Origin of the sequence: Orlajensenia leifsoniae, assembly GCF_004570845.1 — a bacterium.
In the GTDB taxonomy this organism is placed as follows: domain Bacteria; phylum Actinomycetota; class Actinomycetes; order Actinomycetales; family Microbacteriaceae; genus Orlajensenia; species Orlajensenia leifsoniae.
Map to the genome: position 1 here is coordinate 1 of NZ_SPQZ01000003.1, position 13,930 is coordinate 13,930.

Sequence of the window (13,930 nt, forward strand, 5' to 3'; positions counted from 1 at the left end):
CGCGACGGCGGCTGCGCCTTCTGCGGCACGACCGGCAGCTACGCCGAAGCCCACCACCTCGCCTGGTGGGACCGCGACACCGGCCCCACCAACCTGAACAACGGGGTCCTGCTCTGCCGCACCGACCACCAACGCGTCCACCACGACGGCTGGACCATCACCACCCACGCCGGACAAGTGTGGTTCACCCCACCACCCCACATCGACCCCACGCGCACACCCCGCCTCGGCGGACGCGCCCGCTTCGACTACACGCCGGAACACGACAACGACCCGTAGCTCGGGTAGCGCCTGACCCTCGGCACTCAGCTGCGGGGGCGGAGACGCTGGACGAGCAGCTACCCCAGCACCCGCCCGATGAACCCGTTCGTGCGCTCCACCAGCCCCGAGATGCGCGCCTCCGGGTGCCCGGCCGGCACGACCTCGTGCGGCGTCAGCGGCGCCCCGAGCCGCACGTTCTCGGTGCACGACAGGTCGGCGCAGATGTACGTGCCCACGGAGTCGCCACGCTCCCCCGCCTCTCCCGACCGCCGTGCCGTGAACATCGACACCTGGTCGGCGGGCTGCAGCGTGTGGCAGAGGTTGCAGTACGCGGGACGCTGATGCGACATCGTCGACTCCGACGCACGCAGCACCACGCCGACGGGCTCGCCGTCCTGCTCCACCACGATGTAGCCGCGGCGCGGCGCCTTCGGATCACGCCAGCCCAGGAAGTCGATGTGATCCCACTCGATCAGCAGGTAGTCGATGGGGAGACTCAACGTCTCGACCTCATCGACCGATCCGTTCACCAGTGAAGCGCGGATCTCGTCGTCCGTCAGCGGGCGCATGGGCCTCCCCCGGGAGTGTTCGTTCGTTCCCATCCAGTCTAGGCAGAGCCTCGCGTGCGATCTCGGGCCGGACATGGTGCGAACGGTGCCGCCGGCGTAGGCTCACCGCATGGTCGCCGATGACCCGGTCGTGACGAATCCCGATCACTACAGCATCCTGTTCGAGAACGAGTTCGTGCGCGTGCTCGAGTACCTCGACGCCCCGGGTGATGCCTCGAGGCCACACGAGCATCCGAACAGCGTCATGATCACGCTCACAGCCTTCCACCGCCTCCTGCAGTCCGGAGATGCCGAGCGGGAGGTGGCTCTGCCCGCCGGCGTCGCGACCTGGCTCCCGGCCCAACGGCACTCGGGCACGAACACCGGCGAGACCCCGACGCACACCATCTTCGTCGAGCTCAAGGGCGCGTCAGCCGGGACCCCCGGGGTGTCGGTGCTCGGCCCGAACTGAACCCGCACCTGACGTTTCGCTGCTCATCCTCCCCGAAACCTCGTCGCGCTCGAGCGGCGGACTTACGCTTGAGGCGTGTCGACAGCCGCTGATCCCGTGACGGATGCCCGCGCGCCCGGCTCCGGCGACCGCGCGGCGGGGGCGACGTCGTCGGGTCCATCAGCCCGCGGCACCTTCTGGCTCTCGGCCCTCGTCGGCGTGATCGCGGCCGGCGTGACGCTCGGCGTCGCCGAACTGGTCGCCGTCTTCGTCGGAGCGGCGAGCAGCCCCATCTTCGCCGTGGGTGCCTGGGTCATCGACCTGGTGCCCGGCTGGTTCAAGACGGTGGTCATCGACCTCTTCGGCACCGCCGACAAGGCCGTGCTCCTCCTCAGCCTCGCCCTGCTCATCCTCGTGCTCGCCGGCGTCGCCGGGGTGCTCGAGTACCGCCGACCTCCGTGGGGCATGGTCGTGCTCATCGTCGTCGCCGGCGTCGCCGCCCTCGCCGTCGTGACGCGCCCCGAGGCCAGCGGCATCCTGGCCCTCTCGACAGTGATCGGCATGGTCGCCGGCGTCGTCGTGCTGCGCGCGCTCACCGCCCGCCTGCACCGCTGGCGCGATCGCACCCGCCCGATCTCGGCGGCAGTCTCGGGCACGGCAGCCCTCGACCGGCGATCCTTCGTCGTCTACGGCTCGATCGCGGCCGTCGGTGCTGCCGTCGTGGGCTTCGGCGCCCGGATGGCGAACGCCGGATCGACTGCCGTCTCCACAGTGCGCACGGCCCTGAAGCTCCCGGCCCCGGCGACCCCGGCCGAAGCCATCCCGTCCGGCGCCGAGCTCGACATCCCCGACCTCAGCAGCTACGTCACTCCGAATACCGAGTTCTATCGCATCGACACGGCGCTGCAGGTTCCCTCGGTCGACCCGTCGTCGTGGCGGCTGCGCATCGTCGGAATGGTCGAGAACGAGACCGAGATCACCTGGGACCAGCTGCTGGCGCTCCCGCTCACCGAGCATCTCGCCACCCTCAGTTGCGTCTCGAACGAGGTCGGAGGCGGCCTCATCGGCAACGCCCTCTGGCTGGGCTACCCCATCCGCGAGCTCCTCGCCCTGGCCAAGCCGAAGGCCCGTGCCGACATGGTGCTCTCGCGCAGTGCCGACGGCTGGACCGCAGGCACCCCGCTCGACGTGCTGCAGGATGCCGGCACCGAGGCCCTGCTCGCCGTCGGCATGAACGGCGAACCGCTGCCGATCGAGCACGGATTCCCCGTGCGCATGGTCGTGCCCGGGCTCTACGGCTACGTCTCCGCCACCAAGTGGGTCACCGAGCTCAAGGTCACCACCTTCGCCGACGACTTCGGCTACTGGAGCGACAAGGGCTGGTCGGAGAAGGGCCCGATCAAGACGGAGTCGCGCATCGACACCCCGCGCGGCGGCACTGTGAAGGCCGGAACCGTCGCCGTCGCGGGCGTCGCGTGGTCGCCGCACACGGGTATCGACGCCGTCGAGGTGCGCATCGACGACGGCGCGTGGCAGAAGGCGCGGCTGGCCGACACCGCCTCAGCCGACACCTGGCGCCAGTGGGTCTACGAGTGGGAGGCGTCCGCCGGCTCCCACACCATCGAGGTGCGGGCAACGGATGCCACGGGCTACACGCAGACGTCGAAGCAGGCGCCGCCAGCACCCGACGGGGCGACCGGCTGGCACCGGGTGAGCGTCAGCGTCTCCTAGCGGTGACAGCGCGCTGAGGCCCGACGAAGGCCACAGCCGAAGCGCTGCTCGAGCGTTACAGCATCCGTTCACCCCTGTCCATCGGTGGGCAGGAACCCGCGACGGGCGTAGCGTGGCCGACGACCGAACCATCCGCGAGCAGCAGGAGGAACGATGTCGACCGATCAGTACCACGAGCCGCCCGGCGAGCTCTCCCAGCCCACCAGAACCTTCGCCCGCATGTGCGCGAGCCTGTCGGAGGAGGCTGAGGCGATCGGCTGGTACGAGCAGCGCATCGCCGTCGAACAGGACGACGTCGCTCGGGCCATCATGCTCGACTCCCTCGGCGAGGAGTACAAGCACTTCTGCATGGAGCTCGAGTTCCTGATGCGCCAGAAGCCGCTCTGGCGGGAGACGGCACGGGGCATCCTGTTCCAGGAAGGCGACATCGTGGAGAACGGCGAGGCGGCCGAAGCCGCAGCCGGCGACTAGGGCGCTGGATCTCTGCGGTCTCGGTCTCCGACACGCGCGAGCGGGGACAGGAACTCGAGCTGCGAGCCGTCCTCGACGATGAGCGGCGCCAGCGCCGTGTTGAACGTCGCGCCGTAATCCGCCGCGATGTGGGCCTCGAAAGCCGCCCGATCGCTGTAGACCTCGTAGACGGTGAAGCGGTCGTGATCGTCGACCCCCCGTGCCGGATCGAATGCCAGGTTGCCCGGTTCCTCACGGACACGGGCCGTGAGCGACAGGAGCAGTTCCTCGACGGATGCCGCCTGCCCCGGCCGTGCGGTGAAGGTGGCGATGAGCGCCACCCTCACCGCCGCCGAGGCGGAGGCCGCTGCCGCATTCAGGCCCGCCACGGCAGGACCGCCCGCATCGAGGACGCTCACGCCGTTCGTGCGCCGGTCATGATGGCGACGGCATCCGTCATCGAGTGCGACTGCGGGGTGATGGTCGCCGCACGCTTGCCCAGGCGCTGGATGTGGATGCGGTCGGCCACCTCGAAGACCTGCGGCATGTTGTGGCTGATGAGGATGACCGGGATGCCCTTGTCGCGGAGGTTCTTCACGAGCTGGAGCACCTGGCCCGACTCGCGCACGCCGAGGGCCGCGGTCGGTTCGTCGAGCACGACCACCTTCGATCCGAACGCGGCGGCCCGCGCCACGGCGACAGCCTGGCGCTGCCCGCCCGAGAGGTTCTCGACCGGCACCGTCACGTCCTGCAGGGTGCTGATGCCGAGCTCGGTGAGTTCGTCGCGGGCCATCTTGCGCATGCCCTTCGAATCGACCACCCGGAACAGCGACCCGAGGATGCCCTTCTTGCGCACCTCGCGCCCGAGGAACAGGTTGGAGGCCACGTCGAGGGCGGGCGAGACGGCGAGGTTCTGGTACACGGTCTCGATGCCTGCCGCTCTGGCGTCCTGCGGTCGCTTGAACGAGATCGGTTCTCCATCGAGGAACAGCTGGCCCTCGTCGGGGATCTCGGCGCCCGTCAGGCACTTGACCAGGGTCGACTTTCCGGCGCCGTTGTCGCCGATGATGGCGAGCACCTCTCCCGGGTAGAGCTGCAGGCTCACGCCGTCGAGGCCGACGACCCGACCGAAGGTCTTCACGAGGCGCTTGGCCTCGAGGATGGGCTTGCGCGTCTCCGCCGGCGTCGGAGCTGCCGCGGTGTCTTCTGCGATGGTCATTTGCGTACCTTTCGGATCCACTGGTCGACGGCGACGGCCACGATGATGAGCACGCCCACGGCGAAGGTCTGCCAGAGCACGTCGAGTCCGGCGAGCGAGAGCCCGTTGCGGAAGACGCCGACGATGAGGGCACCGAGGAGCGTTCCCCACACCGTGCCGCGGCCACCGAAGAGGCTGGTACCGCCGATCACGACGGCGGTGATGGAGTCGAGGTTGAGGTCGACGCCGGCGTTCGGCGACGCGGCGTTGGTGCGTCCGATCTGGATCCACGCGCCGACCGCCAGGATGGCGCCGGCGGCGAGGTACACGCTCATGAGCACTCGGTTGACCCGGATGCCGGCGAGTCGGGCCGACTCCTTGTCGTCACCGACCGCGTACACATGCCGACCCCACGCCGTTTTGCTCAGGATGAACGAGATGGCGACGTAGAGCACCAGCATCATGACGACGCCCACCGTGAAGTTGACGCCGCCGATGTTGAACGTCTCGCCGGTCCAGGTGAGCAGGGCAGGCATGTCGTTGCCTCGCACCGTCGCACCGCTCGAGTAGAGCAGGGTGAGGGCGACGAACACGTTGAGCGTTCCCAACGTGACGATGAACGGGGGCAGCTTGAACCTGGTGACGAGCCAGCCGTTGAAGGCACCGGCCGCGAGACCCACGATGAGGCCGAGCAGGAGCCCGATGACGGCCGGGACGCCGGCCTGCACGGTGGACTGCGCGATCACCATCGACGACAGCACCATGACGGCACCGATCGAGAGGTCGATGCCCGCGGTCAGGATGATGAGGGTCTGCGCGATGGCGAGGGTTCCGACCACGGCCACCTGCTGGGTGATGAGCGACAGGTTCGCCGGGTTGAGGAAGCGGTCGTTGAGGAAGCCGAACACGATCACGGAGAGCACCAGCACGATCGCCGGGCTCAGGGCCGGATAGCGGTGCAGGGCCCCGCGGATGCGGGTGAGCGGCGTCGTCCTGTCGAGGAACTCCTCGGCCAGGTCGAGGGCGCCCGTCGCGGGTGCCGGCTCGGTCTTGGGGTGACTCACGGTGAACTCCATTGATCGGTGGTGCGGAAGTGCTGGGTGGTGCTGTCGCGCTCAGTGCTCGGTGCGTTGTCGGCGGCGGCGACCTGCGTGGCCGCAACTACCTGGCCGGTAGCCCGGACGGCCGCCAGGGTTACTGCCCAGCGGCCGTCCGGCAGCGGTCTCGAGGGACGAGACCGTCGTCAGGAGATCAGCCCCAGCAGATGTCTGCGGCTGCGGCGGTGTCGATCGACTCGACGCCGTCCTGGGGGTCGTCCGTCACGAGGGCGACGCCGGTGTTGTAGAAGTCGAGGCCCTCGGTGACCTCGGGCTTCTTGTCCGTCTTCACGAGGTCGTAGATGGCCTGCACACCGAGGTCGGCCATCTTCACGGGGTACTGCTGGCTGGTGGCGCCCAGGGTGCCGTCGACGATCTGCTGCACTCCGGCGCATCCGCCGTCGACCGAGACCATGATGAGTCCCTTCTCGGTGCCCGCGGCCTTGAAGGCCTCGTAGGCGCCGGAAGCGGCGGGCTCGTTGATCGTGTACACGACGTTGATGTCGGGGTTCTTGCTCAGCAGCGTCTCGGCCGCGGTGCGCCCGCCGTCCTCGGCGCCCTGCGAGGCCTCGTTGCCGACGATCTCGTAGTCGCCACCGCTGTACGTGCCGGTCTTGGCCTCGTCGCCGTTCTTCTCCTTGTCGGCGGTGTCGATGCCCATGCCGTCGAGGAAGCCCTGGTCGCGGTTGTAGTCGACGGAGACGACCTTGTCGTCGAACAGGTCGATGAGGGCGATGGTGGCCTTCTCGCCACCCAGTTTGGCCGCGGTCCACTTGCCGATGTCCTGGCCCGCGAGGTAGTTGTCCGTGGCGAAGGTGATGTCGACGGAGTCGGGATCCGACGGCGGGGTGTCGAGCGCGATGACGTACAGGCCGGCGTCGCGCGCCTTGACTAGGGCGTCCTCGACGCCCGGGCCGTTCGGGGTGATGAGGATTCCGGCATCGCCCTTGGAGATGGCGTTCTCGATGGCCTGGATCTGGGTGTCCTCGTCGCCGTCCTCCTTGCCCGCAGCGAGGGTGAGCTTCACCCCGAGCTTGTCGGCCGCGGCTTTGGCGCCGTCCTCCATGGCGACGAAGAAGGGGTTGGTGGTCGTCTTCACGATGAGCGAGACGCCGATCTCATCGCCGGAGGCCGATGAGCCTCCCCCGGATCCGGAGGAGCATGCGGTGAAAGAGAGGGCAGCGAGAGCTGCGATCGAGCCCGCTGCGACGAGGCGCCGAGCGAGCGGACGGGGAGCTGTGCGATTCATCGGTGAATCTCCTTGAGTGGGGAACGCTGTCCGTTGACAACGATGTCAATGACTGTTGTAGCCGGGATTTGGGTTATAGTCAACTCAATCCACACATTGGAGCGAGAATCGTGACATCGTTGTCAAACGCCGGGGCCGAGGCGCCCGCCACGACGTCGCGTCCGACCATGAAGCAGGTCGCTGCTCTGGCCGGCGTCGGCATCAAGACGGTCTCGCGTGTGATCAACGGGGAGCCGAACGTCTCGGCCGCGACCATCGCCAGGGTGACGGATGCCGCCCGCGCCCTCGACTACCAACCCGATCTGCACGCCGGGAACCTCCGTCGCGCCGACGGACGCAGCCGCACCCTGGGGCTCCTCGTGGGCAGCGTGAGCAACCCCTTCTCGGGCGCCGTGCACCGCGCCGTCGAGGAGGCCGCGATCGAACGCGGTGTCGCAGTCTTCGCCTCGAGCCTCGATGACGATCCGAGCCGTGAGGAGCAGAGCGTCTCCGCGTTCCTCCGACGCCGCGTCGACGGGCTCATCCTCACCACCATCTCGCCGAGCCAGGGGTACCTCGCCGCCGAGATCCGACGAGGTACGCCCGTCGTCTTCGTCGACCGAGAGCCCTCGGGGGTCACCGCCGACACCGTCGTCAGCGACAACGCCGCCGGCGCCGCACTCGCGGTGCGGCACATGCTCGCCCACGGACACCGGCGCATCGCCTACCTCGGCGACCGCGGCGACATCCAGACGGCGCGCGAACGACGCCGCGGCTTCCTCGAGGAACTCGGCCGCGCCGGAGTCGCGACCTCGAGCGTTCCCGTGATCGAGAACCTGCACGACGAGGCCGTCACCTTCGACGCCCTGCTGGGCCTGCTGTCGTCGGAGGACCCGCCCACGGCCGTCTTCAGCGCCCAGAACCTCGTCACCATCGGCGCCATCAGGGCCCTCCGCGCCCGCGACCTGCACCACAGCGTCGCTCTCGTCGGCTTCGACGATGTGCCGCTGGCCGACCTCCTCGAACCCGGTGTCACCGTGGTGGCTCAGAATCCGCAGCGCATCGGCCAGCTCGCCGCCGAACGGGTCTTCGCACGACTCGACGGCGATGACACCCCCGGAGCCAGGCACATCGTGCCCACGCGGCTCATCGTGCGCGGAAGTGGAGAGATCAATGCCATCGGCTGATGCGGCATCCGTGCCCGAGACCGTCCGAGTGACCGAACCGCGCGTCGTCGTGATCGGCGACGCCCTCATCGACGAGATGCGCGACGCCGCAGGCTCGCGCGACTACGTGGGCGGCGCCGCCCTCAACGTCGCCGTCGGACTGTCGGTGCTCGGAGTCCCCACGACGCTGCTCGCCATGGTGGGCGACGACGAGTCGGGCGACCTCATCCGTGGTCACCTCGCCGCGTACGGGGTCGAGCTCATCGCGAGCGACGCGCCTCTCGGCTCGGCACGGGCGGTCTCCGACCGCACCAACGGCGAACCGCGCTACGCGTTCAACGACTCGGCGAAGTCGCGGCGCTTCCCGCTCGACGGCGACGCCCGCACCGCCATCGACGCCGCGCCGCTGGTGGTCGTCAGCTGCTTCCCGTTCGACGACACCGCGCAGACGGATGCGCTGCTCGAGGCCCTGTCCACCGGCGAGCGCCGCCTGATCGTCGACCCGAACCCGCGCTCCGGCATGCTCGCCGACCGCGACGCGTTCCTGGCGAACTTCGTGCGCGTCGCCGCCGACAGCCTGCTGTCGAAGGTCGGCGACGAGGACGCGGAGCTGCTGCTGGGCGACTCGGTGGACGAGTTCGCGAGCCGCCTGCTCGACGCCGGGGCCGCATCCGTTCTGGCCACCGCCGGCTCGAAGGGAGCTGCGGTGCGTCTGCCCGACGGTCGCACGGTGACCGCGGGCATCGCGCAGCTGCCTGGCGCCGTCATCGACACCATGGGCGCCGGTGACGCGACGCTCTCGGCGACGGTGCGCGACATCGCGCAGTCGGGGCTCCCGGAGTCCGACGAGGAGTGGGCGGACCTGCTCGCCGACGCCATGCTCATCGCCGCCGCCACCTGCCGCGCAGAGGGTGCCCTGCTGCGGGTTCCGAGCGTCTGAGGCCTGTTCTCCAGCGCACGACTCAGGCTAGATTCGCAACACGCGGCTGGATTCGGCCCGATACGCCGCCGCCGAGCAGTTCCAGCCTGAATCACGCGCGAGATGCGCCGACCGAGGGAGACTCCATGGCAGACAAGAACGTCACGGTCGAGGAGTACATGGCGCGCTACCCCGACGACATCCAGGAGATTCTGCGCCGCGTGCGCCAGACCATCCTCGATGCCGTTCCGGGCGACGAGGAGAAGGTGCGCTACGACATCCCCGCCGTCATGCTCGGAGGGCGTTACGCCCTGCACTACGCGGCCTGGAAGAAGCACCTCGGCATCTACCCCGTGGCCACGGCCGGCCCTGAGCTCGAGGCAGCCATCGCGCCGTATCGCTCGGGCAAGGACTCGCTCAACTTCCCCTATACGAAGCCGATCCCTTACGAGCTCATCGGGCGGGTGGCGCGGCGTTCGTCTCCGAGCGCAGCACCTCCCTCTGAACCGGCCCTGACGCCGACTGCGAGCGGGCTCGCCGCGCTCGGCGCACCTTGGCCGAAGCATCCGTTCATGACAACCCCTGTTGTGTCGCATGCCGCGAAGAGAATAATGAGGGGTTCTCGCTGATTGGAGTGCAATGGCTGCACCGGATGCAACACCCAAGCCCGCGCTGGTCGCGATCCTCGCGATCGTCATCCTCGCCGTCGTCGCCGTCTCCGGCGTCTACCTGCTGATGGGACCCCTCCCAGACGGCTTCGAGAGGCCCGCCCTCACCGACGTGCTCGCCATCACGGCGTCGGTCATCGCGCCGATCGTCTCGATCGCCGCGGCCTACTACGGCATCACCATCGCGCTCAAGGCGACGACGGAGAGCGCCGATCTCACGCGGCGCGCCACTGAGACCTCACTGCAGGCCGCCGAGAACTTCACCACGGCGATCACCAACATCACCATCGACCTGCACAACCAGAACGTGCAGCTCATCGAGACCCTGCAGCGCGGTGGGACCTTCGCCGACGGCGTCTCGGCGACGGATGCCGCTCCCCCGACACCAGGCCACGCGCGCTCCGTCCCCACCGCCACGGGAGCGATCCACGTCGTTCCGTCGACCGGTCCGAACCCGACCGTCGACACCCCGCAGCCCACTCCGGCGGGCCAGCACGCCAACGCCGACGACATCGGTCTCGGTCAGGACCGCTCGCAGGCCGGCTCGGAGAACCAGCCGGCGTCCTCCTCCTCCTCGACGACGTCGTAGCCCGCCGATCGTGCCTTCCGGGGCGCACGGGCGTACGCTCGTCGCAGGAGGAACGATGCCGGACAGGCTGCTGAAGGCACTCGTGCTGATGCGCGCGTCGACGCTGCTCGGTGCCGCGTTCCTCGTGCTCGCCCTCGCGCAGCCCGGGGCACCGACCACGCTCGTCGCCGGGGCCGCCATCCTCGCGACGGCCGGCCTGCTCGCCACCGTCTACGTCGCGCTGCAGGCTGCAGCACCCGAGCTCACCGTGGGCTCCCGTTCGCACCAGCACCGCGAGGTGCTCTCGAGCATGGCCGCCCCGCGGCATCCGAACACGGCGGGCCGCCCCCGCACCCGCGCGCCGTCTCTCCCCGAGACGGCCGCGTAGTCCTTCGTCGAACGAGGGTCTCGCGACCACCCATCGCGACCACCCTCTCCCCTTCGACAAAGGACTCCCTTCGTGAACCTCTATGCCTTCGGGCCCATCGCGGCCATCCTCGACTCCGCCTATCGACTGCTCCTCGGCTTCGCCTCGTTCATCGAGCCGTTCGCCGGCGAGCTGAGCGCCGCCCTCGCCATCGTCACGCTCACTCTCGTCATCCGTTCCGTGCTCATCCCCGTCGGCCGCTCGCAGGTGCGGGCGGAGTTCACTCGGCGTCGCCTCGCCCCTCAGCTGAGCGAGCTCCAACGCCGGTACAAGGGCAAGCCCGAGGTGCTGCAACGCAAGATGATGGAGCTCTACGCCACCGAGAAGACCTCCCCGTTCGCCGGCATCCTGCCTGCGCTGGCCCAGGCGCCGGTGCTGTCCCTGCTCTACGGGCTCTTCGTGCTCGCCGTGATCAACGGACACACCAATGCGCTGCTCGGCATGCACCTGTTCGGTGTGCCCCTGGGCACATCGCTCGTCGCCTTCCTCGGGGCCGGGATGCCGCCCCTCGGCCTGGCCGTGTTCGCAGCGCTGCTGCTCGCGATCGCGGCGACCGCCTGGATGGCGCGGCGCCACGCCCTGAAGGTCGCGGCCGAGAACCCGCCGATTCCGTCGGTAGGGGGCACAGCGGGGCGGGCCGGGGGCGGAGCCGCGGCATCCGCCCCGATGCCGACTCCGCCGGCGTGGCTGCCGTCGGCCCTCAGCTGGCTGCCGTTCATCACGGTGGTGTTCGCCGTCTTCGTGCCGCTCGCCGCCACGCTCTATCTCGCGGTCACGACCGCCTGGACGCTGATCGAGCGCGCGTGGTTGCGGCGGGCGCTGGCGCCGCGCTGACGCCACCACCCCGTTCGCTGAGGCCCCGGCGAAGCCGGCGGTCGAAGCGCGCCTCCGCTGGCAGAGGCACAGACGGGCAGAGGCACAGACGCGCAGCGGCTGCGCCGAAGCCGAGGAACCACGGGCGGGTTGCCTCGACTTCGGCGGCGACTCCGTCGCTGCCTCCGCCAGCGGGCGAGCTAACGCGCCGACCAGCCGCCGTCCATCGTGTAGCTCGCACCCGTCACCATCGCCGAGTGGGGCGAGGCGAGCCAGGTCACCAGCGCACCCACCTCCTCGGGCTCGACGAGGCGCTTGATGGCGCTCTCGGCCAGCATCACGGTGGCGAGCACCTCATCCTCCGGGATGCCGTGCGCCTCGGCCTGGGCGGCGATCTGCTTCTCGACGAGCGGGGTGCGCACGTAGCCGGGGTTCACGCAGTTGCTGGTGACCCCGTGCGGTCCGCCCTCGAGGGCGGCCACCTTCGACAGCCCCTCGAGGCCGTGCTTCGCCGCGACGTACGCCCCCTTGAACGGCGACGCCCGCAGCCCGTGCACCGACGACACGTTGATGATGCGTCCGAAGCCCTGCTCGTACATGTGCGGGAGAGCGGCCCGCACGAGTAGGAAGGGTGCCTCCAGCATCAGCGCCAGGATGCGGCGGAACGCAGCCGGCTCGAACTCCTCCAGCGGGCTCACCCGCTGGATGCCGGCGTTATTCACCAGGATGTCGACGTCGAGCTCCAGCGTCTCGAGCGCGGTGACGTCGAGCAGGTCGACGGTCCAGCTGGAGCCGCCCACCTCCTCGGCGAGCGCAGCTGCGCCGGCCTCGTCCACATCCGCCACCACCACGTGGGCTCCGGATGCCGCCAAGGCACGCACGCACGCGGCGCCGATGCCGCTCGCGCCCCCCGTGACGAGGGCGCGGCGCCCGTCGAGCTCAGGCATGCCGCGCCGTCGCGGCGGGGGCCGCCCCGAACCGCTCCTCGTCGGCCGCATCCACCTGGCGGAGCGAGGCGCCGCGCGTCTCGCGCAGCGTCAGCACGGTCACGGCGGTGATGGCGGAGGCGATGAGCACGTAGATGGCCACCGGCACCCAGGAGTCGTACGCCTGCAGCAGGGCCACGGCGATGATGGGCGCCAGCGAGCCGGCGATGATCGAGGTCACCTGGTAGCCGAGGGAGACACCCGAGTAGCGCATCCGTGTGGGGAACATCTCGCTCATGACGGCGGGCTGGCCGGCGTACATGAACGCATGGAAGACGAGTCCGATCGTGATGGCGAGCACGATGAGCCACGGGCTCGCCGTGTCGAACATCGGGAAGGCGAAGAACGCCCAGGTCGACCCGAGCACGGCGCCGATGAAGTAGATCGGCTTGCGCCCGAAGCGGTCCGACAGCCGCCCCACCTGCGGGATCGCGAGGAAGTGCACGACGTGGGCGATGAGCAGCGCCAGCAGGAGTTCGCTGGTGTTGTAGCCCACGACGGTCGACAGGTAGACGATCGAGAAGCTGACGATGATGTAGTACAGGATGTTCTCCGCGAAACGCAGTCCCATGGCCTGCAGGATCTTGACCGGGTAGCGCTTGATGACGGCGCCGACGCCGTAGCTGGCCGCCTTCTGCTTCTCCTGCTCGGCCTTGGCCTCGAGGAAGATCGGGGCATCCGTCACGTGCGTGCGGATGTAGTAGCCGATGATGACGATCACTGCCGAGAGCCAGAAGGCCACCCGCCAGCCCCAGCTGAGGAACTGGTCGGCCGGGAGGATCCACGACATCGTCAGCAGCACGAGGGTGGCGAGGAGGTTTCCGACGGGGACAGCGGCCTGCGGCCAGCTCGACCAGAATCCGCGCGACTTGTCGGGGCTGTGCTCGGCCACGAGCAGCACGGCGCCGCCCCACTCGCCGCCGACGGCGAAGCCCTGGATGAAGCGGAGAGCCACCAGCAGCGCCGGTGCCCAGTAGCCGATGGTGTCGAAGCCCGGCAGGCAGCCCATGAGGAACGTCGCGACGCCCACGAGGATGATCGTGGCCTGCAGTGTGTGCTTGCGACCGAACTTGTCGCCGATCTGGCCGAAGACGATGCCGCCGAGGGGGCGGGCGACGAAGCCGACGGCGTAGGTGAGGAACGCGGCGATGATGCCGTCGAGCTGGGTGCCTGCAGCCGGGAAGAAGAAGGTGCCGAACACCAGCGACGCGGCCGTGGCGTAGAGGAAGAACTCGTACCACTCGACCACGGTGCCGACCATGGACGCGGAGACGATCCGCTTGAGTCCCGAGAGCGGCGTGCCCTCGCCTGTTCCGGATGCGGGGGTCTGAGCCCCGGCCTGCTGATGTTGAACGCTCATGGGCGTCTCCTTCGGTGTCGTCATTGACCCTGCTCGCGTGAACGGTGATGCCCGCGCGC

Annotated in this window: 17 protein-coding genes; 10 read left to right on the top strand and 7 right to left on the bottom strand. The window is 69.4% G+C overall.

What is annotated here, in order from left to right; translation table 11 throughout:
• A partial coding sequence (locus tag E4M00_RS07920; RefSeq protein ID WP_135119987.1) for an HNH endonuclease occupies positions 1–279 on the top strand: 279 nt, incomplete at its 5' end.
• Positions 280–338: 59 nt separating this feature from the next.
• On the opposite strand, the gene E4M00_RS07925 is transcribed toward E4M00_RS07920, so the two are convergent.
• A complete protein-coding gene (locus E4M00_RS07925) occupies positions 339–830 on the bottom strand; it encodes an FBP domain-containing protein (protein WP_135119988.1) in 492 nt (163 codons plus the stop codon).
• Between the two features lie 109 nt (positions 831–939).
• On the opposite strand from E4M00_RS07925, the gene E4M00_RS07930 reads away from it, so the two are divergent.
• From E4M00_RS07930 to E4M00_RS07940, 3 genes are all read left to right on the top strand, one after another.
• Positions 940–1,281 carry a cupin domain-containing protein gene (locus E4M00_RS07930; RefSeq protein WP_135119989.1) on the top strand — a complete coding sequence of 114 codons (342 nt, stop codon included), beginning with the start codon at positions 940–942 and terminating at the stop codon, positions 1,279–1,281.
• A gap of 198 nt (positions 1,282–1,479) precedes the next feature.
• The gene (locus E4M00_RS07935) at positions 1,480–2,991 is read left to right on the top strand and encodes a molybdopterin-dependent oxidoreductase (protein ID WP_135120517.1); all 1,512 of its coding nucleotides are present in this window, start codon (positions 1,480–1,482) and stop codon (positions 2,989–2,991) included.
• A 153-nt stretch (positions 2,992–3,144) separates the two neighbouring features.
• The gene (locus E4M00_RS07940) at positions 3,145–3,462 is read left to right on the top strand and encodes a ferritin family protein (protein WP_135119990.1); all 318 of its coding nucleotides are present in this window, start codon (positions 3,145–3,147) and stop codon (positions 3,460–3,462) included.
• Here the strand turns inward: E4M00_RS07940 and E4M00_RS07945 are convergent.
• The 4 genes from E4M00_RS07945 to E4M00_RS07960 all read right to left on the bottom strand — a co-directional run bounded on the left by E4M00_RS07945 (position 3,459) and on the right by E4M00_RS07960 (position 6,985).
• A complete protein-coding gene (locus E4M00_RS07945; RefSeq protein ID WP_240036940.1) occupies positions 3,459–3,860 on the bottom strand; it encodes a putative quinol monooxygenase in 402 nt (133 codons plus the stop codon). The two genes, E4M00_RS07940 and E4M00_RS07945, sit on opposite strands and share 4 nt — an antisense overlap.
• A complete protein-coding gene (locus tag E4M00_RS07950) occupies positions 3,857–4,660 on the bottom strand; it encodes an ATP-binding cassette domain-containing protein (RefSeq protein WP_135119991.1) in 804 nt (267 codons plus the stop codon). Before E4M00_RS07950 ends, E4M00_RS07945 begins: the two co-directional genes overlap by 4 nt.
• Entirely contained in the window at positions 4,657–5,703 is a 1,047-nt protein-coding gene (locus E4M00_RS07955) for an ABC transporter permease (RefSeq protein ID WP_240036942.1), read from the bottom strand. Before E4M00_RS07955 ends, E4M00_RS07950 begins: the two co-directional genes overlap by 4 nt.
• 187 nt (positions 5,704–5,890) lie before the next feature.
• The gene (locus tag E4M00_RS07960) at positions 5,891–6,985 is read right to left on the bottom strand and encodes a substrate-binding domain-containing protein (RefSeq protein WP_135119993.1); all 1,095 of its coding nucleotides are present in this window, start codon (positions 6,983–6,985) and stop codon (positions 5,891–5,893) included.
• Positions 6,986–7,095: 110 nt separating this feature from the next.
• Between E4M00_RS07960 and E4M00_RS07965 the strand changes: the two genes are divergently transcribed.
• The 6 genes from E4M00_RS07965 (at position 7,096) to E4M00_RS07990 (ending at position 11,546) form a co-directional block, all read left to right on the top strand.
• Positions 7,096–8,151: a LacI family DNA-binding transcriptional regulator gene (locus E4M00_RS07965; protein ID WP_420813426.1), complete on the top strand. Its 1,056-nt coding sequence runs from the start codon at positions 7,096–7,098 to the stop codon at positions 8,149–8,151.
• Positions 8,138–9,070: a PfkB family carbohydrate kinase gene (locus E4M00_RS07970; protein ID WP_135119994.1), complete on the top strand. Its 933-nt coding sequence runs from the start codon at positions 8,138–8,140 to the stop codon at positions 9,068–9,070. Before E4M00_RS07965 ends, E4M00_RS07970 begins: the two co-directional genes overlap by 14 nt.
• 125 nt (positions 9,071–9,195) lie before the next feature.
• Positions 9,196–9,678, top strand: coding sequence for an iron chaperone (locus tag E4M00_RS07975; protein WP_135119995.1), 483 nt, complete (start codon positions 9,196–9,198; stop codon positions 9,676–9,678).
• A 10-nt stretch (positions 9,679–9,688) separates the two neighbouring features.
• Positions 9,689–10,306: a hypothetical protein gene (locus E4M00_RS07980; RefSeq protein ID WP_135119996.1), complete on the top strand. Its 618-nt coding sequence runs from the start codon at positions 9,689–9,691 to the stop codon at positions 10,304–10,306.
• Positions 10,307–10,361: 55 nt separating this feature from the next.
• Positions 10,362–10,673, top strand: coding sequence for a DUF6412 domain-containing protein (locus E4M00_RS07985; RefSeq protein ID WP_135119997.1), 312 nt, complete (start codon positions 10,362–10,364; stop codon positions 10,671–10,673).
• 72 nt (positions 10,674–10,745) lie between these two features.
• The gene (locus tag E4M00_RS07990; protein WP_135119998.1) at positions 10,746–11,546 is read left to right on the top strand and encodes a YidC/Oxa1 family membrane protein insertase; all 801 of its coding nucleotides are present in this window, start codon (positions 10,746–10,748) and stop codon (positions 11,544–11,546) included.
• A gap of 179 nt (positions 11,547–11,725) precedes the next feature.
• Here the strand turns inward: E4M00_RS07990 and E4M00_RS07995 are convergent, their stop codons facing one another.
• Together E4M00_RS07995 and E4M00_RS08000 are read right to left on the bottom strand one after the other, a co-directional pair.
• Positions 11,726–12,472, bottom strand: a complete 747-nt coding sequence (locus E4M00_RS07995) for a 3-hydroxybutyrate dehydrogenase (protein ID WP_135119999.1) — start codon at positions 12,470–12,472, stop codon at positions 11,726–11,728.
• Positions 12,465–13,871 (bottom strand): MFS transporter, encoded by a 1,407-nt coding sequence (locus E4M00_RS08000; RefSeq protein WP_135120000.1) that lies wholly within the window; start codon positions 13,869–13,871, stop codon positions 12,465–12,467. The genes E4M00_RS07995 and E4M00_RS08000 overlap by 8 nt, the downstream gene beginning before the upstream one ends.
• Positions 13,872–13,930: the final 59 nt, after the last annotated feature.

Bases quoted from the DNA above. Each gene is read 5' to 3' on its own strand.
- E4M00_RS07975 (WP_135119995.1), top strand. From the start codon at position 9,196: ATGGCAGACAAGAACGTCACGGTCGAGGAGTACATGGCGCGCTACCCC.
- E4M00_RS07930 (WP_135119989.1), top strand. From the start codon at position 940: ATGGTCGCCGATGACCCGGTCGTGACGAATCCCGATCACTACAGCATC.
- E4M00_RS07995 (WP_135119999.1), bottom strand. From the start codon at position 12,472: ATGCCTGAGCTCGACGGGCGCCGCGCCCTCGTCACGGGGGGCGCGAGC.
- E4M00_RS08000 (WP_135120000.1), bottom strand. From the start codon at position 13,871: ATGAGCGTTCAACATCAGCAGGCCGGGGCTCAGACCCCCGCATCCGGA.
- E4M00_RS07950 (WP_135119991.1), bottom strand. From the start codon at position 4,660: ATGACCATCGCAGAAGACACCGCGGCAGCTCCGACGCCGGCGGAGACG.
- E4M00_RS07980 (WP_135119996.1), top strand. From the start codon at position 9,689: ATGGCTGCACCGGATGCAACACCCAAGCCCGCGCTGGTCGCGATCCTC.
- E4M00_RS07925 (WP_135119988.1), bottom strand. From the start codon at position 830: ATGCGCCCGCTGACGGACGACGAGATCCGCGCTTCACTGGTGAACGGA.
- E4M00_RS07960 (WP_135119993.1), bottom strand. From the start codon at position 6,985: ATGAATCGCACAGCTCCCCGTCCGCTCGCTCGGCGCCTCGTCGCAGCG.
- E4M00_RS07970 (WP_135119994.1), top strand. From the start codon at position 8,138: ATGCCATCGGCTGATGCGGCATCCGTGCCCGAGACCGTCCGAGTGACC.
- E4M00_RS07940 (WP_135119990.1), top strand. From the start codon at position 3,145: ATGTCGACCGATCAGTACCACGAGCCGCCCGGCGAGCTCTCCCAGCCC.
- E4M00_RS07985 (WP_135119997.1), top strand. From the start codon at position 10,362: ATGCCGGACAGGCTGCTGAAGGCACTCGTGCTGATGCGCGCGTCGACG.